Source organism: Alphaproteobacteria bacterium (genome assembly GCA_033762625.1).
In the GTDB taxonomy this organism is placed as follows: Bacteria; Pseudomonadota; Alphaproteobacteria; order UBA9219; family RGZA01; genus RGZA01.
Map to the genome: position 1 here is coordinate 65,717 of JANRLI010000013.1, position 26,004 is coordinate 91,720.

27 protein-coding genes and 1 other RNA gene are annotated in these 26,004 nt (G+C 48.0%); 11 read left to right on the forward strand and 17 right to left on the reverse strand.

All coding sequences use genetic code 11. The annotated features are described in order from the left end of the window. Positions 1 to 59 precede the first annotated feature (59 nt). Positions 60 to 806: a hypothetical protein gene (locus SFW65_07230; protein ID MDX1922903.1), complete on the forward strand. Its 747-nt coding sequence runs from the start codon at positions 60 to 62 to the stop codon at positions 804 to 806. A gap of 2 nt (positions 807 to 808) precedes the next feature. Here the strand turns inward: SFW65_07230 and SFW65_07235 are convergent, their stop codons facing one another. Next, on the reverse strand, positions 809 to 1,555 hold the full coding sequence (locus tag SFW65_07235; GenBank protein MDX1922904.1) for a PhoH family protein: 747 nt from the start codon (positions 1,553 to 1,555) through the stop codon (positions 809 to 811). Between the two features lie 566 nt (positions 1,556 to 2,121). Here SFW65_07235 and ykgO point away from each other — a divergent pair. The 5 genes from ykgO to SFW65_07260 all read left to right on the forward strand — a co-directional run bounded on the left by ykgO (position 2,122) and on the right by SFW65_07260 (position 4,511). Then, the gene (gene ykgO / locus SFW65_07240; GenBank protein ID MDX1922905.1) at positions 2,122 to 2,247 is read left to right on the forward strand and encodes a type B 50S ribosomal protein L36; all 126 of its coding nucleotides are present in this window, start codon (positions 2,122 to 2,124) and stop codon (positions 2,245 to 2,247) included. A gap of 148 nt (positions 2,248 to 2,395) precedes the next feature. Beyond that, positions 2,396 to 2,716 (forward strand): hypothetical protein, encoded by a 321-nt coding sequence (locus SFW65_07245; GenBank protein MDX1922906.1) that lies wholly within the window; start codon positions 2,396 to 2,398, stop codon positions 2,714 to 2,716. A gap of 70 nt (positions 2,717 to 2,786) precedes the next feature. Continuing rightward, positions 2,787 to 3,053, forward strand: coding sequence for a hypothetical protein (locus tag SFW65_07250; protein ID MDX1922907.1), 267 nt, complete (start codon positions 2,787 to 2,789; stop codon positions 3,051 to 3,053). 192 nt (positions 3,054 to 3,245) lie between these two features. Beyond that, a complete protein-coding gene (locus SFW65_07255; GenBank protein ID MDX1922908.1) occupies positions 3,246 to 3,668 on the forward strand; it encodes a MarR family transcriptional regulator in 423 nt (140 codons plus the stop codon). Between the two features lie 9 nt (positions 3,669 to 3,677). Next, positions 3,678 to 4,511: an NlpC/P60 family protein gene (locus SFW65_07260; protein MDX1922909.1), complete on the forward strand. Its 834-nt coding sequence runs from the start codon at positions 3,678 to 3,680 to the stop codon at positions 4,509 to 4,511. Here SFW65_07260 and SFW65_07265 read toward each other — a convergent pair. The 9 genes from SFW65_07265 to rpsU form a co-directional block, all read right to left on the reverse strand. Further along, positions 4,503 to 6,098 (reverse strand): ABC transporter ATP-binding protein, encoded by a 1,596-nt coding sequence (locus SFW65_07265; GenBank protein MDX1922910.1) that lies wholly within the window; start codon positions 6,096 to 6,098, stop codon positions 4,503 to 4,505. The two genes, SFW65_07260 and SFW65_07265, sit on opposite strands and share 9 nt — an antisense overlap. Further along, positions 6,098 to 7,132 (reverse strand): ABC transporter permease, encoded by a 1,035-nt coding sequence (locus SFW65_07270; GenBank protein MDX1922911.1) that lies wholly within the window; start codon positions 7,130 to 7,132, stop codon positions 6,098 to 6,100. The genes SFW65_07265 and SFW65_07270 overlap by 1 nt, the downstream gene beginning before the upstream one ends. Beyond that, a complete protein-coding gene (locus tag SFW65_07275; protein ID MDX1922912.1) occupies positions 7,132 to 8,256 on the reverse strand; it encodes a microcin C ABC transporter permease YejB in 1,125 nt (374 codons plus the stop codon). The genes SFW65_07270 and SFW65_07275 overlap by 1 nt, the downstream gene beginning before the upstream one ends. Positions 8,257 to 8,259: 3 nt before the next feature. After that, a complete protein-coding gene (locus tag SFW65_07280) occupies positions 8,260 to 10,101 on the reverse strand; it encodes an extracellular solute-binding protein (GenBank protein ID MDX1922913.1) in 1,842 nt (613 codons plus the stop codon). A 105-nt stretch (positions 10,102 to 10,206) separates the two neighbouring features. Beyond that, on the reverse strand, positions 10,207 to 10,662 hold the full coding sequence (locus SFW65_07285; GenBank protein MDX1922914.1) for a response regulator: 456 nt from the start codon (positions 10,660 to 10,662) through the stop codon (positions 10,207 to 10,209). A gap of 141 nt (positions 10,663 to 10,803) precedes the next feature. Further along, positions 10,804 to 11,172: a hypothetical protein gene (locus SFW65_07290; protein MDX1922915.1), complete on the reverse strand. Its 369-nt coding sequence runs from the start codon at positions 11,170 to 11,172 to the stop codon at positions 10,804 to 10,806. A gap of 102 nt (positions 11,173 to 11,274) precedes the next feature. Beyond that, positions 11,275 to 12,768 (reverse strand): glycosyltransferase family 39 protein, encoded by a 1,494-nt coding sequence (locus SFW65_07295; protein MDX1922916.1) that lies wholly within the window; start codon positions 12,766 to 12,768, stop codon positions 11,275 to 11,277. Further along, positions 12,731 to 13,747 (reverse strand): glycosyltransferase family 2 protein, encoded by a 1,017-nt coding sequence (locus SFW65_07300; protein ID MDX1922917.1) that lies wholly within the window; start codon positions 13,745 to 13,747, stop codon positions 12,731 to 12,733. The genes SFW65_07295 and SFW65_07300 overlap by 38 nt, the downstream gene beginning before the upstream one ends. Before the next feature lie 49 nt (positions 13,748 to 13,796). Beyond that, complete coding sequence (gene rpsU / locus SFW65_07305) at positions 13,797 to 14,000, reverse strand: 30S ribosomal protein S21 (GenBank protein MDX1922918.1); 204 nt, start codon at positions 13,998 to 14,000, stop codon at positions 13,797 to 13,799. Positions 14,001 to 14,181: 181 nt separating this feature from the next. On the opposite strand from rpsU, the gene SFW65_07310 reads away from it, so the two are divergent. Continuing rightward, positions 14,182 to 14,796, forward strand: coding sequence for a COQ9 family protein (locus SFW65_07310; GenBank protein MDX1922919.1), 615 nt, complete (start codon positions 14,182 to 14,184; stop codon positions 14,794 to 14,796). 5 nt (positions 14,797 to 14,801) lie between these two features. Here SFW65_07310 and SFW65_07315 read toward each other — a convergent pair whose 3' ends face one another. Beyond that, positions 14,802 to 15,308 carry a ClpXP protease specificity-enhancing factor SspB gene (locus SFW65_07315; protein MDX1922920.1) on the reverse strand — a complete coding sequence of 169 codons (507 nt, stop codon included), beginning with the start codon at positions 15,306 to 15,308 and terminating at the stop codon, positions 14,802 to 14,804. Between the two features lie 356 nt (positions 15,309 to 15,664). Further along, positions 15,665 to 16,073, reverse strand: a transfer-messenger RNA (tmRNA) gene (ssrA, locus tag SFW65_07320). Positions 16,074 to 16,224: 151 nt separating this feature from the next. Here ssrA and thyX point away from each other — a divergent pair. Further along, on the forward strand, positions 16,225 to 17,172 hold the full coding sequence (gene thyX, locus SFW65_07325) for an FAD-dependent thymidylate synthase (protein ID MDX1922921.1): 948 nt from the start codon (positions 16,225 to 16,227) through the stop codon (positions 17,170 to 17,172). A gap of 1 nt (position 17,173) precedes the next feature. Then, positions 17,174 to 18,346 (forward strand): Na+/H+ antiporter NhaA, encoded by a 1,173-nt coding sequence (gene nhaA, locus SFW65_07330; protein ID MDX1922922.1) that lies wholly within the window; start codon positions 17,174 to 17,176, stop codon positions 18,344 to 18,346. Here nhaA and SFW65_07335 read toward each other — a convergent pair. From SFW65_07335 to SFW65_07350, 4 genes are all read right to left on the reverse strand, one after another. Continuing rightward, a complete protein-coding gene (locus tag SFW65_07335) occupies positions 18,343 to 19,947 on the reverse strand; it encodes a peptide chain release factor 3 (protein ID MDX1922923.1) in 1,605 nt (534 codons plus the stop codon). The genes nhaA and SFW65_07335 overlap by 4 nt on opposite strands. Positions 19,948 to 19,986: 39 nt before the next feature. Continuing rightward, positions 19,987 to 21,348, reverse strand: a complete 1,362-nt coding sequence (locus tag SFW65_07340; protein ID MDX1922924.1) for a PleD family two-component system response regulator — start codon at positions 21,346 to 21,348, stop codon at positions 19,987 to 19,989. Further along, positions 21,348 to 21,725: a response regulator gene (locus tag SFW65_07345; GenBank protein MDX1922925.1), complete on the reverse strand. Its 378-nt coding sequence runs from the start codon at positions 21,723 to 21,725 to the stop codon at positions 21,348 to 21,350. The genes SFW65_07340 and SFW65_07345 overlap by 1 nt, the downstream gene beginning before the upstream one ends. Before the next feature lie 129 nt (positions 21,726 to 21,854). Further along, positions 21,855 to 22,748, reverse strand: a complete 894-nt coding sequence (locus SFW65_07350; GenBank protein ID MDX1922926.1) for a DUF1849 family protein — start codon at positions 22,746 to 22,748, stop codon at positions 21,855 to 21,857. A 374-nt stretch (positions 22,749 to 23,122) separates the two neighbouring features. Here SFW65_07350 and SFW65_07355 point away from each other — a divergent pair, with 374 nt between their 5' ends. After that, positions 23,123 to 23,809, forward strand: coding sequence for a GGDEF domain-containing protein (locus tag SFW65_07355; protein MDX1922927.1), 687 nt, complete (start codon positions 23,123 to 23,125; stop codon positions 23,807 to 23,809). A 74-nt stretch (positions 23,810 to 23,883) separates the two neighbouring features. Beyond that, complete coding sequence (locus SFW65_07360; GenBank protein MDX1922928.1) at positions 23,884 to 24,132, forward strand: hypothetical protein; 249 nt, start codon at positions 23,884 to 23,886, stop codon at positions 24,130 to 24,132. Between the two features lie 7 nt (positions 24,133 to 24,139). On the opposite strand, the gene aspS is transcribed toward SFW65_07360, so the two are convergent. Beyond that, a complete protein-coding gene (gene aspS / locus SFW65_07365; GenBank protein MDX1922929.1) occupies positions 24,140 to 25,945 on the reverse strand; it encodes an aspartate--tRNA ligase in 1,806 nt (601 codons plus the stop codon). Positions 25,946 to 26,004: the final 59 nt, after the last annotated feature.

Here is a 26,004-nt window from a genome sequence, read left to right on the forward strand (position 1 = left end):
TCAGCAATTTTCGGTAGAATGGAGGTATTAAAACAATAGGTTAACATTTTTTACGCGATATGACTGATAGCGATTTAAACACAGTAACGGCACGTGCGCATATCTCTCCGCTTGATCGGCTTATACATGCGCAATTCAAGGCAGCCGCTGAAGAAGCCGTGGTCGATTTAAGCGTGATAGGAAACAATCCTTTAAAAGGCATGCCGTCCGCACTGACCACAGACGCTTATGTTGAATACAATTACGGTTTGGACGCTGATCCGCAATTCACCATGGAATTAATGGAAGATGGGGAATGCTTTGCTGTGATTACGTCACGTTTGGGCATCAGAAACGCTAAGGTCATGCTGTATGATATGACCTATGGTACCGGTATCAAAAAAGGCATCAAAGGCTTTGCGCCTTATGCGGTTCGCCATTTGGTATCCGCTTTGCGCGACATGCATAATGTAGTTATTGCAACTGGCATCATGGCTAAGCGTGAGCGAATTGATAGCATACAAGATGATAATGACCGCGCGCTTGTTGAACGCATGGAACATGGCAAGCTAAAAATGTTCGAATGGCTCGGCTTCCAGTTGCGGGATGCAAAAACCAATGAGCGCATTTATGCGCCAGATAATGCGGCTGATTTGAAAGCATGCCGTGCAGAATTTCCATTTGATGATCAAGAAACGCGGGACGCGGTATTCAAGACATTGGGATTAGCGGCGGATAAGCGCGAAGCAACAGTTATTGAATTACCGGTTCGTCATGCACATGAAGTGCCTGAGCACATCCGGCAAATCGCTGTAGCACACGGATAAGTTTAGATACGCGTTAGCATGCTTGCGACAAGCGGGTGGCGAACCACGTCGGTTGCTTCAAGTTGCACAACCGCAATGCCCTTAACCCCATCCAGCTTCTTGGCGATATCCGCAAAGCCTGACATCCCTGGTAACAAATCGCTTTGATCGGGGTCACCTGTCAGTACCATCGTGGAATGCCAGCCAAGGCGGGTCAGCAGCATCTTAAGCTGCGTATACGTGCAGTTTTGAACTTCATCAATCACGACAAAGGCGTTGTTCAGGGTGCGTCCGCGCATGTAACCGATAGGAGCGATTTCAATCGCGCCATCAATCAGATGCTGTTTTAAACGCTTGCTGCCAATCCGGTCATTCAATGCGTCATAGAGCGGGCGAAGATAGGGGGCCATCTTTTCCTGCAAGTCACCCGGCAAGAAACCGATGGTTTCACCTGCTTCAATCGCAGGGCGGGAAAGGATGATGCGGTCAACCGTTCCTGCTTCTAATGCTTCAACCGCAGCACTAATCGCCAAATAGGTTTTACCCGTACCCGCAGGACCAACCGCAAGGGTAAGGTTGTGCGTGGCAAGTGCTTCCATCAATCGCGCCTGATTATTGTTTTGCGGCTTTATCTTGCGGATGTAGCTTTGATCGCGGCGATCATCTTCATCTTTTATTGGCGACCATTTTTGGTTGAACAGAACTTCGACATTCGACTTTCTGCTGTCAGCGCTACGTTTACTCTGGAATTTATCCGAGCGTTTACCCATATAGGTGTCTCCATGATGTAAGGGTGAGGGTAGGCTTTTCAAACCCAGCACTTTCAAGATTGCTCTTGGCCGCACTCATGCTGGATGTGAATGATGTAAAATCGCGAGACGAAAAACCGCGATTTAAATTTTTCAAATGAGTCGTGATTTTAGAAAGTTCGGAATTTGGGACAGAAGATTGAAGGACAAAAAGTTCCCTGGCGCGATGCGCTAGTCCTTGTGCAGTGTTGAGATCAAAGCGATGTCTTATCGCCGTTCTCCTTCCGGATGTGGGATTTTGAAATCCCGTTACCCTAATGTGGCGTTATACGTTTCGATGAGTTAACGCTTTTAGCCCCACTTATCCACAGTTTAAGCCTAAAAGGTTAATCTTACGTTTAACCATTATTACCGTACCGCAGCATAATCCGGATTGTTATCGATTCCTTGGATTCCAAGGGGGTAGTTGGTCTAAAAACCTCGGATTGTGGCTATTCCAACACCATTAAATTTATGGCGGTTTTTCTTGACTTCAAGCCAGCCAATCGCCTAGTTTCCTGCGCTTGTGAAGTTATAAGGATAATATTATGAAAATCGCTAATTCATTAAAGGGCCTACGTAAGCGCGATGCGAACTGCATCTTGGTGCGCCGTAAGGGCCGCGTGTACATCATCAATAAATTGAAAAAACGCTATAAAGCTCGCCAAGGTTAATTAACATCCCAGCGTCAAATTGCGCGGGGTTAATCCTTTTTGTAGCTGATAAAGTTATTACTTTCAAATTTACGCCTTTTTTTGTGATACAGTTTGTTCAGTTAAGACTAAACAACATCGATCAATAAACGTGGTGGATAAAGGAAGTATGGCTAACTCGCTAGAAGACATTCTAAAAAGTCGCTTTGGTCGTTTCGACCGCTTTGATGTTATGCGTTGGTTATTGCGTGGTCACAAAACCATCAATAAATCCGAACAAATGTCACTGCTCAGCCTGCTCGCATATACCGCTGTAGAAACCGATACGTCGGTTGAAGAATTGCAAAAAACATTCCTTGATTCGTTTAATCTCGTTCGCGTCGAAGATTTGAAGAGCGATGATTACAACGAAGCCGTTCACTTCCTAATGGAATGGAAGGCGCGCCAAGACCAGTTGGTGCAAGACCAGCTGGAACAAAAAGCTGGCTAGCCTGAATCACTAACGTAAAGCTTCATACAGGTTTATAGTTTGCCCCTGAATATTACATCAGGAGGCACTCATGTCGTTCTTATCATCCAAAACCACTTCCTATATGTTGGCGATCTGCATTGCGGTCATCGTGATACTTGGCGCTATGCTTTATAGCGAAGCCAGTGCTGCACAAACGGGCCGCACGACACCTGGCCCTTATATGTTGATGCAACATAGTAACCCAACTGCCGCAGCAGGTGTGTTTCGTGTTAATGTCAACACCGGCTATGTCAGCTATTGCTATATTGATAACGGCAATAAGCCCGGCGTGAGCTGTACGGCAGAAACCCCATAATTGTTGATTCGTAACAAGACGTTAGTCGCTTTTCTTAATGTGATTATTGTCTGTGGTTTCAGCTGGTTGGGCGTAAAAGTCACACTTGTCAAAATCATTAACACGGCCTCTTGCAGTTTTAATAAATGCGACGCACACTACACTTACTAAACGATTCATACCTATCCAGTCATTTTTACCGGAGTTGCTAACGTGAATTTAGATGTTCGTGCGCTCAATGTGTGGCGCAAAGTATTAGTAACCGGTGTGCGTAGCAAAGGCCCAGACCTTTCCGCCCGCCAAATGGCCTTGATGTTGACTGTATATTTGGAGGAGGGACCGCACACTGTGCGTGGCCTTGCCAGCTATCTTAACATTTCAAAGCCTGCAATCAGCCGTGCGCTCGACAGATTGGGCGAGCTGGATTTTGTTAAGCGTCGCCGTGATGAAAAAGACAAACGGAATGTGCTGGTGCAACGCACGGTTAAGGGTTCTGCATTCCTTGTTGAATTTGTTCAAAGCATTCAGGAAGCCAACCGCACTGCGGATGACAGCTTGAAACCTTCTATCTTCCTTGAGCTTGCTGAAATGGCCAAAGAAGACGAAGCAGCTGACGGCGAAGCGCAAGCAGCTTAATGTGGGGTTATGACCTCACCCGATTCACGCATTAATCCCTATCGTAGTGATATTGCCGCAGAGCATTTACGCGGCATTGTAGATGCGCCTTCCTATGTCGTGGGCGTGCCTCTTACCCTTTATCACGGAATTGCCGTGCTGCATAAAGAACCCGACACCCTCGCGGAGCAAGTATCGGTGATGCGTTATGGTGATGTGTTCACCGTGTATGAATCGACCGAGCAATGGCTGTGGGGGCAATGCGCACGGGATGGGTATGTCGGTTATACGGTTAATCAAGGTTTTTTTGACCAACCCTTGAACCCGACACACCGGATTAAAAAATCGCACAGTTTTTTATTTCCTGAGCCTTCTATCAAAAAAGTGCCGATGGATACGCTAACCTTTTTAAGCGGTGTTGAAGTTGAAGAAACCGATGGAAAATTTTCCAAACTTAAAGGCGGCGGGTTTATTCATGCACATCATTTAACGCCGATGGCGGAGTGGGCGGAGCGCGATATTGTCTTCACCGCTGGGCGTTTCCTCGGCATTCCTTATTTATGGGGCGGGAACACGTCCCTTGGCCTCGATTGTTCGGGGTTGGTGCAAATCGCTTGTGAAGCTGCCGGAATCGCATGCCCGCGTGATAGTGATATGCAAGCCGCCAGTTTAGGACAGCCCGTGAATGACCATGATAAGCTGCATCGCGGTGATTTTGTGTTCTTTCAGGGGCATGTGGGTATTATGACCGACCCCGCCAATCTGCTTCACGCCAATGCCTATCATGGCTGTGTGGTGGTGGAACCGTTGGCAGATGTTGTAGCGCGGGGTAGCGCTGTAACCATCGTTCGCCGTTTAACTTAACGCCGCCGCCAGCAATTTCTTGGTGTAATCCTGCTGCGGATTATTGAAGACGCTTTCTGCCGTGCCGCTTTCAACCATTTTGCCATGCTGCATCACCAATACATGATGCGACATGGCGCGGATAACGCGCAAATCATGGCTGATGAAGATATAGCTAAGCGAATGCTTGGTCTGCAAATCACGCAGCAACGCGATGATTTGCGCCTGCACGGATCGGTCTAATGCGGATGTTGGTTCATCCAGTACAATTAATTTGGGTTTTAAAATAAGCGCACGGGCGATTGCAATCCGCTGGCGCTGGCCGCCTGAAAATTCATGCGGAAAGCGGTGGCGCATTTCAGGCTCAAGGCCAACTTCTTTCAATATTGCGGCAACTGCGGCATCGCGTTCAATTTGCGATCCGATATTATGGATGCTTAACCCCTCGCCAATAATTGCGCCAACAGTTTGACGCGGCGAAAGGCTTCCGTACGGATCTTGGAATACCAGTTGCATGCGTTGGCGCAGTGGGCGCAATTCCTTCTGATCCATTGTTAAGACATTTTTGCCCATGAATACAGCCGTGCCTGTGCCGCGCGTTAAACGCAAAATGCCCATGCCTAAGGTTGTTTTTCCCGAACCGGATTCACCCACCACGCCCAGTGTTTCCCCGGTACGTAAACTGAAACTGATATCATCCACCGCACGCACATAATCAACGATGCGTTTAAGGAAGCCCTTGCGGATGGGGTAATAAACCTTCAAATGCTCGGTTTTCAAAATTTCCGCGGCATTTGCAGGAACAGGTGCGGCATGGCCTTTGGGTTCGCTATCGAGCAAATGTTTCGTATAGGGGTGCTGGGGTCGCGCAAACAATTCGGCTGCATTGCCTTGCTCAACCAGCAAGCCATGCTGCATCACGCAAACGCGTTGCGCCATGTGGCGCACAATTCCCAAATCATGCGTAATGAGCAATACCGCCATGCCTAATTTATGCTGTAAATCCTTCAACAGGGTCAAAATCTGCGCTTGAATGGTGACGTCTAAGGCGGTGGTGGGTTCATCGGCGATCAGCAAATCAGGGTCGTTTGCTAATGCCGCAGCTATCATCACGCGCTGGCGTTGCCCGCCGGATAATTCATGGGGGTAACGCGAAAGCCATTGCTTGGGGTTGGGAAGGCCAACCAGTTCCAGCAGTTCCATCACGCGTGGGCGCGCAGCCTCCATGCTGATGCCTTTGTGCTGCATGACCACTTCGGCGATTTGCTTTTCAACGATGTGCAGCGGATTTAACGCGCTCATGGGTTCTTGAAAGATCATTGAAATATCATTACCGCGCAGCTTTTGGATTTCGTTTTCAGGCTTGCCCAGTAATTCCTTGTCGTTGAACTTAATGCTGCCGCCGATGATGTTCGCTGCATTCGGCAGCAGTTGCATGATGGATAGGGCAGTAACCGATTTGCCGGAGCCAGATTCACCAACCAGCGCAACCACTTCGCCCTTATTGATGCTGAATGAAACGCCGCGCACGGCATCAACGGCACGAGCCCCGCTGTTGAACCGGATATTCAAATCTTTAATTTCTAAAAGGCTCGTTTTAGTATTCATTAGGCGCCCACCTTGTTTTTGCGCGGATCAAATGCATCACGTACGGCTTCGCCAATAAAGATTAGCAGGCTAAGCAAGAGCGATAGTACAATAAACGCAGTAATACCTAGCCATGGTGCTTGCAGGTTGTTTTTACCTTGGTTCAACAATTCACCAAGGGATGGCGAACCGGGTGGTAGGCCAAACCCAAGGAAGTCCAGTGCGGTAAGGGTGGTAATCGCACCATTCAGAATAAACGGCAGATAGGTGATGGTGGCAACCAATGCATTCGGCAGCATGTGCCGCGCCATGATGGTAAGGTTCGTTGCACCCAGTGCGCGCGCAGCCTTCACATAGTCAAAATTGCGGGCGCGCAGGAATTCAGCGCGCACAACACCCACTAAATGCATCCAGCTGAATAATAATAAAAGGGTAAGTAGCCACCAGAAATTCGGCTGTACAAGCGATGACATGATAATCAGCAGGAATAACGTAGGCATACCCGACCAGATTTCAATAAAACGCTGCATGACCAAATCAAGCGTGCCGCCGAAATACCCTTGTATCGCGCCGGCGGCAATACCCACAATTGATGAAAAGAAGGTAAGGGTAAGTCCAAATAGAACAGAAATACGAAAACCGTGAATAAGCCGCGCAAATACATCGCGTCCCTGATCATCAGTGCCTAGCCAGTTATCAACCGAAGGCGGCGATGGCGCAGGAACTGATAAGTTATAATTAATGGTATTATAGGAATAGGGGATAAGGGGCCAAATGGCCCAGCCTTTTTCTTTTATCTTTTGTGCAACAAACGCATCGCGGTAATCCGCTTCGGTTAAAAATTCTCCGCCAAAGGTGGTTTCCGGATATTTTTCAAGCGTCGGGAAATACAAACCGCCGTCATAGGAAATAACGAGTGGCTTATCATTCGCAATCACATCCGCCAGCAAGCTGAACACCAGCAGTACCAGAAAAATCCATAGTGAATAATAGCCACGCTTATTAGCCTTGAAGTTTTGCCAGCGGCGTTCGCCTAAAGGAGATAATCTCAGCATTAGGTATCCCGCTTTTCAAAATCGATGCGCGGATCGACGGCGGTATAGGTCAAATCGCCGATAATATTGAGGATTAACCCGAGCAGTGTGAAGAAATATAACGTAGCGAACATAACCGGATAATCACGGCTTATGGCGGATTCAAAACCAAGCAAGCCAAGCCCATCAAGTGAAAAGATAACCTCAATCAGCAGCGAACCTGTAAACAGAATGGAGATGAAAGCATGTGGGAAACCGGCAATCACAATCAGCATCGCATTTCGGAATACATGCCCGTATAGAACTTGTTTCTCGGATAAGCCTTTGGCGCGTGCGGCGGTTACATACAGCTTGCTGATTTCATCCATAAAGGAGTTTTTAGTCAGCATGGTCAGGCTGGCAAAGCCACTGATAACCATCGCGGTGACGGGCAGGGTGATATGCCATAAATAATCGAGAATGCGCTGTGGCCAGCTTAAATCGTTCCAATTATCGGAAACAAGCCCGCGAAGCGGGAACCAGTCAAACACGCGCCCGCCGGCGAAAACCACCACAAGCAATACCGCAAATAAAAAGCTGGGAATGGCGTAGCCAATGATAATAACCGTACTGGTCCAGATATCGAAGTTGCTTCCGTCCTTCACGGCTTTGCGAATACCAAGCGGGATGGAAATAAGATAGATCAGTAATGTTGTCCAAAGCCCAAGTGAAACCGAGACGGGCATTTTTTCAAGCACTAAATCAATGACCTTCTGGTCGCGGAAATAGCTTTTTCCAAAATCGAAAGTTAGATAATGCGCCATCATTAAATAAAAGCGTTCATGCATCGGCTTATCAAATCCGAATTGCACTTCCAGTTCTTTGATAAATTCGGGGTCTAAACCTTGCGCGCCCTTATAACGTGATGAACCGCCATTATTGGCATTCGTCATCATCTTGTCGCCGGGATGCTGCATGGCCTGCATATTGTCGCTGCCACCGCCGCCAATACGCGCAGTTGCTTCAGTATTATTGCCTTGCAGCTTTGCAATCACCTGCTCAACAGGGCCCCCCGGTGCTGCCTGCACGATTAAGAAGTTCAGCACCATAATTCCGAACAAGGTCGGAATAATCAGCAACAGACGGCGAAGGATGTAATTGAGCATGTGCTATTTAGCCCGTTTACCGGTGGCATTCAGTTTGGCAAGTTTTTCATCATCAATCCACCATGTTTCAGTAACCGGAAGACCATATGGCGGATTGATAGCAGGGCGGCCAAACATATCCCAATAGGCTATGCGGTATGTTTTGGTATGCCATTGCGGGATGACGTTGAAGTTCCATAGCAACACACGGTCCAGCGCCTTGGTTATGTTGACCAATTCAGTACGGCCTTTAGCACGGATAAGTTTATCGACCAGTTCATCGACTACTTTATCCTTAATGCCACAAATGTTTTTGCTGCCCACCACATCGGCGCGTGATGAACCCCAGAAATCCAGTTGCTCATTGCCCGGAGAGATGGATTGCGGGAATACCTGCACAATCATGTCAAATGTGAAATCCTGCAAGCGGTTTTGGTACTGTGCGGTATCAACCAGACGTAAATCGACCTTGATGCCCAGCTTTTCAAGATTACGCATAAAGGGCTGAATCCAGCGTTCAAACATGGGGCTATCAATCAGGATTTCAAATTTGAACGGTTCACCTTTGGCATTCACCAACATACCGTCTTTCAACGTCCATCCGGCCTGCATCAGCAATTCCTGAGCTTTGCGCATATTGTCCCGGTTATTACCGCTGCCATCGGTTTTGGGCGGGCGGTATTCTTCTGTAAATACACGATCAGGAATGCGGCCGCGATAGGGCTCAAGGATTTTTAGTTCCTCCGCGCTTGGCAGGCCATGGCCTGCAAGTTCCGAATTTTCATAATAGCTTGCCGTGCGGTGATATGCGCCAAATGCAAGGGATTTGTTTGACCATTCAAAGTCAAACGCATACGCCAAAGCTTCGCGCACTTTTATATCCTGAAATATTGGGCGACGAAGATTATACGCAAAGGCCTGCATGCCTTGCGGCAACTGGTTTGGAATTTCTTCTTTTTTTACCAGTTTGTTATTTACAACAGGCGCGTTGTAACCCGTTGCCCAATTCTTTGCCACGTTTTCAAGCTTGAAATCCCATTTTCCGGCAAGGAACGCTTCATGCGCAACCGTTTGGTCACGGTAGTAATCATAGCGGATGCGGTCGAAATTATAACGCCCCACATTAATTGGCTGGTTCGCGCCCCAGTAATTTTTGACTCGGCTGTAGGTTATGGTGCGGCCGGGCTCAAAACTTTCAATTTGGTATGGGCCGCTACCAATAGGCTTTTCCAGTGTCGTTTCTTCAAATTTGCGCTTTACCCAATCATGTTCCGGCAAAATAGGAAGCTGTCCCATAATCATCGGTAATTCGGTATTGCCACCTTTCACAAAGGTAAATTTTACTTCGCGCTCGCCAATTTTTTCAACCTTGGCTACTTCATGATAATAAGCGCGGTAGAATGGGTGGCCTTTGGTTTTAAGCGTATTAAAGCTCCAGATGACGTCGTCAACCGTAACAGGCGTTCCATCGTTGAATTTGGCTTCGGGACGCAGTTTGAATGATACGTAGGATTTATCATCAGGATAGCTGATGCTTTCGGCCAGCAGCCCGTATGCGCTATTGGGCTCATCATTTGTGCTTTCCATCAATGTTTCATAGATGCTGCTAAGCCCCGCAGCTTGCTCGCCTTTCAGGATGTAGGCATTAAGCGTATCAAAGCCGCCAATCACCGCGGTGCGGATTTCCCCGCCCTTTGGGGCGTTGGGGTTCACATAATCCAGATGTTTGAAATCAGCCGGATACTTCGGCGCGCCGTGAAGTGCAACGCCGTGAGCATTTTGCACACCTGCAATCGGTGTATCTTTGGCATCGGCGTGAGCTGGAAATGCGAGAAGGGCGAAGAATAGAACGAGGAGTATCTGCATATAAGTCCGGGGAAGTTCCTGAAAGTGGAAAGACCACACCAGACTATTCACTTTTTGCGACAAAGGGGAGAGGTTTATGTGACACAAATAGGGCCAGAATCGATCCTAGCCGTGCGACCATGCATTATCATTAGGCAGCTTTTTCAAGCTATCAAACATGTTCGCTTTTAATTCCTGTAATTCACGTTTCAGCGTGCTGTGGTCAATCGCCAGTTTTACAGTGGTATTAAGCCGAGCCGAGGCAAATGGTTTCATAATAAAGTCGAACGCACCATGCTTAATGGAGTCAACGGCAGCACCCAGTGACCCATAGGCGGTAACCACAATCACCGGAACAGATGGAATGGTTGTTTGCATATGCTGTAAAATTTCCATGCCATTCATATCAGGCAAATTCAAATCAAGCACAATCGCTGAGTATACATGCTCGGCTATCATACTCAGCCCCTTGCGTCCAGTTTCTGCTATGTCCACTTCATACCCTTGGGTGGTCAGGTATTTGGCATAGAGTGCCGCCATTGTGTGCGTATCTTCGATGATAAGAATGTGATTGTTTACCATGAGGCCAATGTTCCTTGTTGAACATGCCCCAAGCATAAGCAAACGTAGTTAAAAGCTGCTATACATGCCGTGTACAATGATATGCAGGCATAAAAATGCCAGGCCGAAGCCTGGCATTACTATTTTAAAAACTTTTAAGAATTAGTGTGCAGCCTTGTGGGCTTTCTTGGCATCGTGACGGCGCTCTTTTTTCAAATCATGACGGACTTTTTTCATTTCATGAATTTGCTTTGTGGTTTCTTTGGCCGCTGCCTTATCGCCTGCTTTCAATTCTTCTTTGCGTTCTTCGCGCTTCTGATGAATGGCTTTATTCATCTCATGAATTTGCTGTGTGTCGTGCTTAACTTCGCCAGATGGTGCGGCCATAGATGGTGCAGTTGCTACTGGCGCGCCAGCAGGCATCATTGCAGGCGGGGGAGGAGCTGGCGGAGTTACAGGTGCGGCTACGTCTTCCGCAAATGCAGGTGTTGCTAAAAGCAATGCGGTGAATGCGAGAACGAGGATTTTCATGCGGGCTATCTCCAAAAGTTGAGTCTACAAGTAATGTGTGCGTAGTTTAAAGTAAGCCGTGGAATTATGGCAAGGCTATGACCGGATTGGTGCCTAATCGCGCTATTTAGGCGCGCTATTTGGAGCGACAATTGTCCAATAGATATGTAGCGGTGGCATTTTTGTAACGGTTTGCCACGGCACATCCATTTCCTCTATCTTGGGTGAAATATTATTCAAAAAAACCGGTTTTGGTGCATTTTCGCGCCAAACAACCAGGGCACCTTTTTCAATGACCTCATTCATATCAATCCACGGGCTAATCAGCGCATTACCATCAATAAACACATGCGGGCGCTTTGCGACGTCGGGCGAATACAATGCGATGTTTCCGCCTAGCCACGCATCGCTAACAATATACGTAAGCGGTGTGTTCGTCGCGCTTTGCCATTTCTCGTGCATGATGCGTGACAGTTCCGCTCCAGAGAAGTGTCCACGTAATGGTTTGAACCCATAAGATGGTGCCATCGCCACACTGAAATAAAATGCGCCGAGCGATATGACAAACACAAAACCCCATGCAATCGCAAAAGGCTTTAAATTTTTCATGGATAAGTCGAGCGGCGCATTCACAATCAGCCACAGTGGGATAAAACTCAAATAGGGCATACCCCACATATCAAGCGCCTTGTGCCCCGTGCAAAGTGATATGATGAAGTTAAGGGCAAGTGGTGCAAATGCCAAATAAGCCAATAAATCATGGCGGAAATGCGCCAGTTTTGGCGGGCGCTGGCGGAAATTCAATAACATTGAAACCAATGCGATCATCGGCACCATGTCTAAAATCTGTGTCAGCGTAAAACGAAAGGGGAAGTATAACCGCTCCATAACATTCTTGGCTTCGTCGCTTCGGCTTAACGCATAGGTGAATGGCAGAAAGTTATGCTGAATTAACCAGATCACATGCGGCGCAATGAGTGCCGCGAATATCGCCAAAGCAAGATACGGTTTGTATGTCGTAAAAAATCTACGCGCATCCTGATGCGTGATCATAAAGATAAAAAAGCCAAGGCCAAGCAGTGCGATGGAATACTTGGCATAAATGCCAAGTGCAAAAAACACCGCCAGCAATAACCAGTGTTTTAATTTGTCGCGCAGAACTGCATTTGAAAACGCATAGGCCGATAGCGACCATGTCATCAACTGTAATACATTGGGATTAAATTCAGGCGAAAGAAAATTGAAATAGACAATCCCTTCACATAGGAGGGTTGCGACCAGCGCGTTCATGCGCGTTGTGAACAGCCGCCCTGTGCGATAAATGGCCCAGAAGCTGATACCAATGGTAAGGGCCGAAAGCCCGAAATAGCCAAAGCCAGAATTGCCGAAAATGTACGCAACGAATTGCAGAAGCCATGCTTGCAAGGGCGGATGCTTATAATAGCCCCATTGCATCTCATTGCCCCACACAAACCCTTCTACCGTATCAAGCGGCGCATTGGGTTGAATGAGCGAAGGAAGGAACGTCCAGCACACTACGTGCAGCGCCACAAAGCCCCAGAAAAACTTCGATGCGTGTTTATCTAGCTCTGCGTGATTGGGCGGTATCGGAGGCATTGGCCGTCATATCCATGGGTGTATCAATGCCACGTTGGTCGGCAATGAAATAAAGTGGGCGCTGTTTTACTTCCACAAAAATACGCGCAATGTATTCGGCAACGACGCCAAGGCCAATCAACTGAATGCCACCAAGCATTAACACGCTGACCATGATGGTTGCAAAGCCTGGTACATCCACACCAAAGATAGATGTCTGGATAAGCAATACAATCATGTAAAGAAATGCAAACACCGAAACCGCCACGCCAATCGCGGTCCACATGCGAAGCGGAATACTGCTGAACGAGAGCAAGCCATCAAATGCAAATCGCACAAGGCCAATAGGCGACCAACTGGATTGTCCCTTGTGCCGCGGGGCAACATCGAATTCAACGCTGGCCGTTGTAAAGCCAACCCAGCTCATCAGCCCTTTCATGAAACGACTGCGTTCCGGCAATGCATTCACGGCATCGACTACGCGGCGGTCAAGCAAACGGAAATCACCAGCGCCTTCGGGTAATTTGATGTCGCCGATTTTATCGAATAGCCAGTAATACAAATGGCTGAATTGGCGGCGTGCGACACCATCGGTATCGCGGTTGCGGCGCAGCGCATAGACCATCTGCGCGCCTTCTTGCCACTTCGTGTATAATTCAGGAATGACTTCAGGCGGGTGCTGAAGATCGCTGTCCATAATAATCGCTGCTTTACCACGCGCGTGGGCAAGACCGCAGCTGACGGTATTTTCCTTGCCAAAATTGCGGGCAAGCCGAATGGTAACAATACGCGGATTACGGTTATGATGCGCGACAAGCCGCGCATAGGTATCATCGGTGCTGCCGTCATCAACTGCAATCAGTTCGTAGGGCAGCGCCATTCGATCGAAAACGGCCTCAAGGCGGCTGAATAGCAAATCGAGATTATCTGCCTCGTTATGGCAAGGCAGTATCACGCTAAGGACGGGATGATTGGTAATTTGCATGGTTAACTCTGGCATTTCAGCCCCATAGTTTCAATAGGGCACCACGCAATAGATTTCAGGTAGACTAGAAGCCTTCGCGTTCGCGGCGCTTGCGTTCAACCTTACGGAGACGACGCACAGCTTCAGAACCCTCACGTGCCTTCTTTTCAGATGGCTTTTCATAGTAGCGACGCAGCTTCATTTCACGAAACACACCTTCGCGTTGTAATTTCTTCTTCAACGCGCGAAGCGCCTGGTCCACATTATTATCGCGTACGCTAACTTGCAAAGCAGTCTCCTAAAGTTTTTCTAAACACATAAATTCTGGTCGGTTTAAGAGCCGAACCTCTCGAAGTGGGGCAAAGTAATGAAACCCTGCACAAAATGCAAGCAGCCAATATAAGCCCCTATAATAGTTCGCTTTTTGTTCATGTTTGGCTTCTTTTGCCGCCCATGCTAGGGAAGGGGGCATGAAACATTCGGCTGAAGATTTATCTAAAGAAATGCTCATTAACGCTGCCCTGCGTCAGGTGCCTTTTGAAGGCTGGACGAGGCGGGCCCTTGAAAAAGCCGAGGAAGCTGAAGGGCTGCAGCACGGAACCTTTGCGGCCTATTTTCCCGGCGGGATACAAGATTTTATCAAGCAAATGCACCAATGGGTGGATAGTGAAATGCAGCGCAAGATTGCCGCTCAGCCCGATTTTGAAACGTCCAAAATCCGCGAGAAAATTTATCGCTGCGTCATGGCACGAATTGAAACGCTGACCCCACACCGCGAAGCGATGCGCCGTTTAGCAGGCCACCAATTATTGCCATGGAACAAACCGTGGGGGCTTCGCGATTTAGGAAGCGCCGCCGATGCCATGTGGAAATTGGCGGGTGATCGTTCGGTTGATTATAATTTTTATACTAAACGCATTCTGCTATCGGGCGTATATGTTTCAACACTTAATCACTGGTTTGATGATATGAGCGATGAGTTTGAAAGCACCAAAACATTCCTACGCGCACGCATTGAAAACGTGCTGAAATTTGGCAAATTTGTGGGCGGTATCAAAGAGAGGTTTGCGAAGAAAGCGGCGTGACTTAGCTATTCTTTCGTTTCTGTCGTTGCATTCTTTTTACGGAATTGGTCAAGGCTGATAACAACGCCTTTTTCACCATCATCCTTTGGTGTGGATGACTTTTTCACTTCTTCATTTGCGCTGTCATCATCAAAGGCATCTTCTTCATCGCCATCTTCCATGGTCTGGAACTGCAATGCGAAGTTCACCGATGGATCGGCAAAAGTGGTAATCGCCCCAAACGGAATGGTCAGGCGTTCTTTGATGTTGTTGAAGCTTAAGGTAACGCTAAATCCGGTTTCCGTGACTACCAGCCCATAGTACTGGTACTGCAATACAATGGTCATTTCCTTTGGATATTGTTCATGCAAGTGCTGGGGGATTTGTACACCAACATATTCGGTCAAGAATGAAATATAAAAATGGTGGCTACCGGGAAGCCCGCGTTCCGCAACCATTTTCAAGGTATCGGAAACCACGCGGCGCAGCGCGCCTTCGACCATTAAATCGTACCGTAAATCTTCTTCAGTCATTTCAAAGCAGGGGCTAGAGACTCAAATATCAATTAATCACTATTAACTTCTTCGCCTGATAAGGCATTTAAGTCAAGGCAGCTTTCATTATGAAAGCAAAGCGGGGCTTGATCGCTGTTTTGCCGCACACATAACTGCTCAAGAATGATTATATTTCAGGGGATATTATTGCAGTATCGCCGCGGCAACACGTTACTAAGCAGTCACGGTTGGGCGCATTTTTTAAAACATTGGCCCAGAGTAGTCATATATAGCCCGAGTGGTCGCGCGTAGCGCGGAGTAGTCGCTGCAACTTAAGCAGTCGCGGTTGCGCCCCATTTTTTAATTGGGCGCAGAGCAGTCGCGTTAATGAAAAGAGTGGGGGCTTTCTGTTGCCCGGTAGCCCCCGGACCGCTAAGCCTTTCGCTTAACTACCGAACCCCAAAGGGTTAAGCAGCTACAGCTACGTGAGCTTCAGGAGCAACGTTGTCGTTGGCATCCGTAGTTGTTAGCCCGATAACGGCGGAACCATGCCGAGCAAAAACTGTACTTTTACTACATACGTCGATCCTAGTTCGCCCCCAACATATTAGCTCTTTTCGCCATTGCTCTGTTCAATCATGCGATGGAAAAACCGCTCGGGCGAGAATTAGGGTTAGAGCCAATATGGTGGAGGCGCCGGGTACCGCCCCCGGGTCCGTCCTGCTTATTTTGTACAGCGTTTATCACCATAGCCAGCGAACTGGCGCCTTCTATATAGCACGAAATGGTAAAAAAGGGATGGCTTATTTTAAATTGCATGAATTTTAGTCAATGCTTTCAATGCCTTGTGCGGCGTTTTTATTGTTGGAAAGTGCCGATAATCGTTTGACGTCAGGCGGCATTCAAAACAGACTAGATTGATTGATTCTGTAAAACTTTTTCTGGATTTTCCCCTATGCCCGTTTCCGCTGAACAACGCTCTGAAATTGAACAAATCCGCTCACAAACCGTACCTACCCGCCGTGCAACAGTGCCAGCGTTGGAAGAAATTCTCTACGAACCGCTGCCGGTGCTCGACCACGGCTTTGTTCGCGTAATTGATTATATGGGCGATGATAATGCGGTTGTTCAGGCAGCGCGTGTGTCATACGGCAAAGGCACCAAAAAAGTCAGCGAGGATGCGGGGCTTATCAAATATCTGATGCGACATTGGCACTCCACACCCTTTGAAATGTGTGAAATCAAATTCCATGTCAAATTGCCGATTTTCGTGGCGCGCCAATGGATACGTCATCGCACCGCCAATGTGAACGAATACTCTGCGCGTTATTCGATTATGGATAAGGAATTTTATTTGCCGCAACGTGACCAGATGGCGGTGCAATCCACGCAGAACCGTCAAGGACGTGGACAAACATTAAGCGATGCGGAATCTGCGCGCGTGATGGAACTTTTGAAGCAAGACAGCGAACGCGTTTATGCCCATTACAAAGAAATGCTGAACGAAGATGAGGCCGGCAACGTGATCGATGTTGGCCGCGAAGGATTTGCACGCGAATTGGCGCGTATGAATTTGACGCTGAATTATTACACGCAGTGGTACTGGAAAGTTGATTTGCACAATTTGATGCACTTCCTTCGTTTGCGCGCCGATGCGCATGCGCAATACGAAATCCGTGTTTATGCAGATGTTATGATAGATGTGCTCTCACGCTGGTGCCCGCATACCTTTGCCGCATTTAAGGAATACCGCATGGGTGGCGCGCAAATATCTACCACAGGCTTGACCATCGTTCAACGCATGCTGCGCGGTGAAAAAGTAACGCAGGCGGATAGCGGCCTTTCCAAGCGTGAATGGAATGAATTGATGGATGATTTAGGGCTCGAAAACTTAAAGGCGTAAGATGCCACTAAGGTTTATCAATAAATTTCTGCACGGCCAGTATTCCAGCAGTATTGTCCTGATATTTGCAACTGCGTTGGCTATGTTCTTGGCAAATTCTTTTGCTGCTGAAAGTTATCATTCCATTTTACAGGCGCATTTTGGCATAAAGACTGATTTTCTGACGCTCGATCTATCGGTGGAGCACTGGGTCAATGACGGATTGATGGTGCTTTTTTTTCTACTGGTGGGTTTAGAAATCAAACGTGAATTCATGCAGGGCGAACTGGGGACGCTAAGTAAGGCCGCATTCCCGGTTATCTGCGCGGTGGGCGGCGTGGTTGCGCCAGCGTTGATATTCCTGTTCATCAATAAAGGGCATCATGAGCATTGGCAGGGTTGGGCTATTCCTACGGCAACGGATATAGCCTTCGCGCTTGGGCTGCTAGCGCTTGGCGGAAAAAATGTACCGCTATCATTAAAGGTATTTTTGACCGCGCTAGCAATTATCGATGATTTAATTGCGATTTTGATTATCGCGCTATTTTATGGAGAGCCATTGAATATTGATGCGTTCTTTGTTGCGGTGGTGGTTATGTTTGTGCTGCTAAGGCTGAACGTCATGAACGTCAAACGCATATGGCCATATTTGCTTATGGGCTTTTTCTTGTGGCTATCTGTTTTACAATCTGGCCTGCATCCAACCATTGCGGGCGTATTGCTGGCCATTATGATACCCGTGAGTGAAAATAAGGAAAAATCGCCCCTGCACAGATTAGAAAATGCGCTGCATCCTGTGTCAGCATTTTTTATCATGCCAGTTTTTGCATTGGTGAATGCTGGGCTTTTATTTAGCGGTATAAGTGTTGGGGATTTATGGAACCCCCTGCCTCTGGGGATTATGGCGGGTCTATTTTTTGGCAAGCAAATCGGGATTGTACTGGCAGGTAAGGTGGCGATCCACCTTGGCTGGGCGCAGTTGCCGGAGGATGTTAGCCCGCGCCAATTCTATGCGGCTTCAGTACTGGCAGGAATTGGCTTTACCATGAGTTTGTTCATCGGCTCGCTTGCATTCAAATCTGGCGAACAGGATAATCTGGTGCGGCTTGGCGTGATGGCTGGTTCACTTATATCGGCGATTGTCGGTGTGATGCTGCTGCGCTGGGATGGAAGAAAAAAAATTGCAGCGAATTAAGCCGCAGCCTTATTCATCTCACGTGTTTTGCTGAATACCAAATCAGGGTTTTCTTCCTTGGTGCGGTCAAGGTGCCAAGCGTTACGCGCCAAGAATACCAATGCGCCATCATGGTCTTCAGCCAAGGACATGCGGTATTTTTCAGTAAATGCTTTCATCTTAATCGCATCACCCTCAACCCAACGTGCATATTCAACCCCTGCGCCTTCAAATTTTGCGGGTAAGCCATATTCGGCTTCAATACGGGCGCTTAATACTTCGAATTGTAACGGGCCAACGACGCCCACAATCCAATCCGAGCCGCTTAATGGCTTGAATACCTGGCTTGCGCCTTCTTCAGCAAAATGTTCCAAGGCTTTGCGTAGATGTTTAACCTTCATCGGGTCATCGAGATGCACACGCTGCAATACTTCTGGGGCGAAGCTGGGTACGCCGACGTAACGCAAGATTTCGGTTTCGCTTAATGTATCACCGATACGCAACGTGCCGTGGTTGGGAATACCCATAATATCACCGGCATACGCATCTTCGGCGAGTTCCCGTTCACGCGCCAAGAACAACACAGCGTTATTAACCGCCATGGTCTTTTCACTTCGGATATGTTTGAGCTTCATACCGCGCTTAAAATGCCCAGAGCATAAACGCACGAAGGCAATGCGGTCGCGGTGGTTGGGGTCCATATTGGCCTGCACCTTGAATACAAAACCCGTAACCTTTTCTTCCTGCGGATTCACGATGCGTTCAGCCGCAGGTTGCGGCCGAGGGGATGGCGCAAAGTCAGCAAGACCTTGCAATAATTCCCGCACACCAAAGTTATTCACGGCGCTGCCAAAGAATACAGGCGTCATGTGCCCTTCGCGGTAGGCTTGTTCATCAAACGGTTTACATAATGCGCGCACCATCTGCACATCATCGCGCAGCTTGGCCAGCGCCTCTTCGGGCAAGTGCTCTGCCAGTTGCGGGTCATCAAGACCAGTGCATTTAATGCCTTCATCGACCTTGGCGGCAAACCCTTTGCGGTTCAACAGGAATAAACGATCGCGGATAACGTCATAGCAACCCAGGAAATCGCGGCCTGAACCAATCGGCCAGCTGGCGGGTGTTACATCCAGTGCGAGGGTCTTTTCAATTTCATCCATCAAATCAAACGGGTCGCGCGCTTCCCGGTCCATCTTGTTAATGAAGGTGATGATAGGAATATCGCGCATGCGGCAAACTTCGAATAGTTTGCGTGTTTGTGTTTCGATACCTTTGGCGCCGTCAATCACCATCACCGCGCTATCTACCGCGGTAAGCGTACGATACGTATCTTCGGAGAAATCTTCGTGGCCGGGAGTATCAAGAAGATTGAAAGCTTTGTTGTCAAACTCAAAACTCATGACGGAAGCCGAAACCGAAATGCCGCGCTCGCGCTCAACCTTCATCCAGTCAGAACGTGCGCGGCGGGCATCGCCGCGTGCTTTAACTGCTCCAGCCAGCAAAATCGCGCCCCCGAACAGCAACAGCTTTTCGGTAAGTGTGGTTTTACCAGCGTCAGGATGCGCGATAATCGCAAAAGTACGGCGACGCATCACTTCTTTGATTTGTTCGTCTTTAGACATGGGAGTTGGATAATGCCCAAACGGGCAAGAAGCAAGAAATTAAACTTCCTTATCGCCCACAACCTTGTTGCGGCCTGTTTCCTTGGCCTTGTATAGGGCTGCATCGGCTTTGCGGAACAGGACTTCCGACGTTTCCTGCCCGTCATCGCTACCTGCAATACCCACGCTTGTTGTCACGTTGATTTCAATCTGAGGGTCATGGGTCTTAAACGGGGCGCTGCTAACAGCAGTGCGTAGGCGCTCTCCGGCGCTTAAAGCTGGGCCATAGGGGGTTTCTGGCATAATCACTGCAAACTCTTCACCGCCAAGGCGTATGACCAAGTCGAAAAAGCGAATGCATCCATTCAGGCGGCGTACCAACTCCTGTAATACCTGATCACCCACATGGTGGCCATAGGTATCATTGATTTTTTTGAAATGGTCGATGTCCAGCATAACCACGGAAATGGGTTTCTTATTTGTTTTGCTTCGTTCAAATAGACGCGGTAAATTCTTTTCCATGTAATGACGATTATGTGCGCCCGTTAATGGGTCGGTTATCGCCATAGTCATGTTCTTTTCATACGACAAGCGTAAACGGTCATAAGTGCGCTTGTGTTTAATCTGGGTTTTTAAACGGGCCTGGAGTTCATGCGGGTCAACCGGTTTGAAAATATAGTCATTTGCACCGATATCGAGCGCTTTGGCGATTTTTCCCAGTTCGGATTCATCAGCATAAACGACAATCGGCACATATCGAGTTGCTTCGTTGGCTTTTAAGTTGGCGCAGACGCGAAGCCCTTCCTCGCTGTGCAAATTCAGATTGATCATGATCGCGTGAATTCGTTCACGTTCCAATAATGGCTCGATTTCAGCAGAAGATGAAATGCCATGGCAAATCATGCCTGCATGGTGGATGTGTTTGCGAATGATATCTTGCTCATGCGGTTGGTCATCCAGCAAAATAATCTGACCCGAGCGCATGCTGTCTTCATCAATATCGCCCATCATCGCGTTATTGCCTTCGCGCATTCGCCATTCATCCATCAGGCTTTTTAGACGAAGACAGGAACGCACCCGCGCCATCAGCGCGACATCGTTAATTGGTTTGGTCAAGAAGTCATCGGCGCCTGCATCAAGACCGCGAACGCGGTCCTGCACATCAGATAATGCCGTGACCATGACGACGGGAATACCTTGTGTAGCGGGGTTTGCCTTGATCTGGCGGCATGCTTCAAAGCCGTCCATTTCCGGCATCATCACATCCAATAAGATCAGGTCAGGCTTTTCAGAAATGGCTTTTTCCACTGCTTGCACGCCATTTTCTGCGGTAACCACTGTGTAATATTCCCGCGCCAGCTTTGCGCTGAGCAATTTGACATTAAGCGGATTATCATCGGTAACAAGAAGGCGCGCTGACATTATTTATCCAGATATTTTTGAACGGTTTGAAAGAACTTGCCCACGGAAATGGGCTTGGAAAGATAATCATCACAGCCACTTTGACGAATACGTTCTTCATCGCCTTTCATAGCAAAGGCCGTTATCGCAATCACGGGGATGGGGCGCAAACTGGCATCTTCCTTGATCATCCGGATAAGGTCATAGCCGGAGATTTCCGGCAACTGAATATCCATCAAAATTAAGTCGGGTTTTTCGGTCTGCGCGAGGCGGATGGCCTGCATGCCTTCGCGCGTTTCAAGAATGCGGTGCCCTTTTGACGACAATAAATCGCGAAACAATTTTGCATTAAGCTCATTGTCTTCGACAATCAGAATTGTTTTTCCGTTTTCCGTCATGGATCGTTAAGCAGGGCTAAAATTAGAAAGGCGGTGTTGAATCAGTAGGTTGAGCCATAAGAATGTCAGGTGAAGGTTAAGAAACCCCTGACATGAATAATGGGCTTATTTCATTGCATGATTGCAGGATTACGAATGCGGAACGGCGCTGTCGGAGCTGCATTTTGGTGCACTCAGCGGCTTTACTTCAACTAGGTCTGCGGTCATCGAATAATCGCCATAGTCAATAGTCATGGTTTTAATCACGCCATTATCAAGCAGCACCATATCCATTTCATAATCAGGTGATCCTGTTTCACTATTAGGCGCAAAGAATGCCATACGGATTGGCCATGCTTTGACATTCAATAATTGGTTGGTGTTTTCTTTGCCAGAACTTGTTTTTTCAAGCATTGGTTTCTCAACAGGCGAATTGATAAACGAGCTTATCTCGGTAAAGCCTTTTTCATCTGCGCCGTCAAACACATTCACGCTAAAAAATTTATCGCCCTTGCGTGCATGTTCCAGCAATTGCATGGTGTGGTGGGCAGGGAACAATGCGCCTGCAAGATTGATGCGTTTTTCATTATCGCCTGAATAAACCGCTTCGCCGGTACCAAGACCATCAACGCCAACATTCAAGTTGGCATAGCCATGAAATGTTTCATTGTTGTCTTTTTCATCACCTGTGCGGCGGGTGTGGAAGTTAAAACTGGATCCATCCTTGGATTCACGGCTCACTAAATCGTTTACCGTATCGCTTACTTCGCCTTCGCTGTAAAAGAAGCGCAGCTGCATCTTTTGTTCAATATTCCACGCGTGGCAATCATCGGCCCATGAAAAAAGCATCCGGCCGGAAATATCACTCACCCGGCTGCCATTGCGTGTGCCCGACAATTTTATAGAATACATTGCACGGTGTGGTTGAATTGCTGGTGCGCCTGTTTTTGGTGCGGGCGGTGCTTTGGTAAGTGTGGAAACGGCTATGGGAGTTTTAGGATCTGTTCCGGTAAGTACGGCGGCATTTAAAACACCAAAAAACATCAACCCAAAGACGCCTGCGAAAAACACGCCTATAACCAAGGTGGGAAGAAGTCTTAATGGTCGATTTAAAATCCTCATTAAATAATTTACTCCTAATACCTGCTCATTGTGTCATCAAATAGTTAAGCAAGGTTTACGGATAAGCCCGAAATTAACAAAAAATCCTATGTTTTTCGGGGTTTAGCACGTTTTTTGTTAGGCAATTTTTACCGCAAAACCATGGTTTTATGATGGCGCAGGGATGATTCCGCGCGCATAACACCAAAAAAAACAGATTATTCAGTGAGTTGTTGGAGTGTTCCGGCTGGCACAGTGCTTGCACTGCTTCACTTTAATCGTGTCATACACACGAAATGTGAGGATGGAGAAAATAAATGGCTCGTTACCCCCAATCGCTGAAGATGTCAGGATCAAGTTTGAATAGCAGTGATACCGATTTTTCGGTGCCGCTAAAAGACAGCATCATCGATCAAACGCTGAACCGTGCACGTATTGGTGATTTAGACGCTGCACTTGCAGCGATTGGGGAAGCCGAACATCTTATTCAAGCACAGCGCCGCCGCATTGCGTATCTTGAAACACTCTCCTTAAGTGATGAAGTAACTGGCCTAATGAATCGTCGCGGCTTTATGAATGCGTTGCATCGTGAATTGGCATCGGCCAAGCGTGACCCACAGGCCCATGGTATTATCATTATGTTTGATCTGGATGATTTTAAGCTGGTGAATGATACACATGGCCACGCTGCTGGCGATGCATATTTATCCTCATTTGCTGCTGTTCTGAGCAATGAAGTTCGTCCATCGGACATCGTAGCCCGTATAGGCGGTGATGAATTCGCGGTGATTTTAACAAGAGCTGCGGCTAAGCCCGGTATTGCAAGAGCAAATGCGATTGCTAAAACCATCAACAGTAAAATCATGACATGGCGCCAGCACACCATCCAGCTTAAAGCCAGTTGTGGTGTTGCAACCTATACGGGCCGCGATATTGCCGAAGCGGTCATGGTTTCCGCCGACCTCAAGCTTTATGCTGATAAGCAAAAGCGTAAGAAGAAATAGATAAAGTTTGAAACATTATTCAGGCTTGGTTAAGCCTGCACTATTAGGCTGTCCTGATATACATCAGGATTTTTATGACCCTTACCGAAAAACAAACCGATATTATTTGCTGGGCTGGGTTTACGTGCAGCATCGGTTCATATCTGTTGCTTAACTTGCATCTTATCACTGCAACAGGCGCGATATTCATTGTGATGAATTGCTTGGCAGCATTGTTCTTTGGGTATGGCGCATTCAACAAAAAGCTCAACGCAATTGTCGCACAGAACGTCGCATGGTTCTGCATCACGCTGATTGGCGCTTATAACGCAATTATTAGCTAACGCGTAGCTAGGCCGTTTTTTTCACTGGAACATCAACCTTGATGTGCAATTCCTTCAGCTGCATTGGCTGAACAAAGTTTGGTGCTTGCATCATCAAATCTTCGGCCCGCTGGTTAAGCGGGAAGGCGATAACTTCGCGGATGTTCGGTTCATCGGCAAGAAGCATCACAATACGGTCGATACCGGGCGCGGAGCCACCATGCGGCGGTGCGCCAAGCTTAAGTGCTGACAGCATACCGCCAAAGCGTGTTTCCAAATCTTCCTTGCTGTAACCTGCAATTCCGAATGCCTTGTACATGACTTCTGGTTGATGGTTGCGGATAGCGCCGGATGATAATTCAATACCGTTGCATACAATATCATACTGGAATGCTTTGATATCCAAGGGGTTCATGGTTTCCAGTGCCTTCAGCCCGCCTTGCGGCATGGAGAACGGGTTGTGAGAGAAATCAATCTTGCCGGTCACTTCATCGGCTTCGAACATTGGGAAATCGACAATCCAGCAGAAGCGGAATGCATTCTTTTCGATGATGTCCAGTTCCTGACCAATCTTGGTGCGTGCTTGACCAGCCATTTTTGCCGCTACCGCTGGCTTATCGCATACAAAGAATACGGCATCGCCGTCGGTTGCGCCAGTTAGCTTGCGCAGCACTGCCTGTGCTTCGGCTGGAATAAACTTCGCAATCGGGCCTTTGCCTTCATTGGCTTCAAACAATACATAACCCAAACCCGGTGCGCCAATTTCCTTGGCCCAGTCATTCAGTTTGTCAAAGAAGCTACGCGGACGGTCGGAAACCTTTGGTGCGCGAATGGCGCGCACAACGCCGCCCGTATCGATATTACCTTTGAATGCTTTAAACGTCACATCATCGCGTTTGAATACTTCGGTGACATCGCAGATTTCCAGCGGGTTGCGCAAATCCGGCTTATCATTGCCGTATCTCAACATTGAATCCGCATAGGTAATCCGGCGGAAGGGGAAGCCATCAATCGCTGGCTTGTTTTCGCGGCGGAAATTGCCGAACTTTTCAAAAGTTGAATGCAGCACGGGTTCGATTGCTGCAAACACATCTTCTTGTGTTACGAACGACATTTCAAAATCAAGTTGGTAGAATTCACCGGGGCTACGGTCGGCGCGGCTATCTTCATCACGGAAGCAGGGCGCGATTTGGAAATAACGGTCATAACCTGCAACCATTAATAACTGTTTGAATTGCTGTGGGGCCTGCGGTAGTGCATAGAATTTGCCGGGGTGAAGACGTGATGGCACCAAAAAGTCACGTGCACCTTCGGGGCTGCTGCTCGTCAAAATCGGCGTTTGGAACTCATGGAAGCCCTGATCAATCATCTTCGCGCGGATATGCGATATAACTTCGGAACGCAGAATGATGTTTTCTTGCATCTTCTTGCGGCGTAAATCGAGGAAGCGGTAACGTAAACGCGCATCTTCACCCGCATCTTCATCAGAATTCACCTGGATGGGCAGCGGGTCTGCTGCGCCAAGCACACTGATTTCCTTTACATCCAGTTCAACTTCACCTGTGGGAAGTTTGGTATTTATCGTCTCGTCAGGACGGCGAACAACTGCGCCCGTAAAACATACAACGGATTCGTTTTTCAGTGCTTCAACCTGCTTAAAAATCGGGTTCGATTGATCAATCACACATTGGGTCATGCCATAATGGTCGCGCACGTCAATGAACAGCAGGCTGCCATGGTCGCGTTTGCGGTGAACCCAGCCGGAAATGCGGGCGGTTTTGCCAATATCGGTGCCGCGCAGCGCGCCGCAGGTGTGTGAGCGATAAATATGCATAATTCTACTTTGCTTTAATGGTGGATAGTCTATGAATAGTGTTTTTAAAGGCTTTCCCT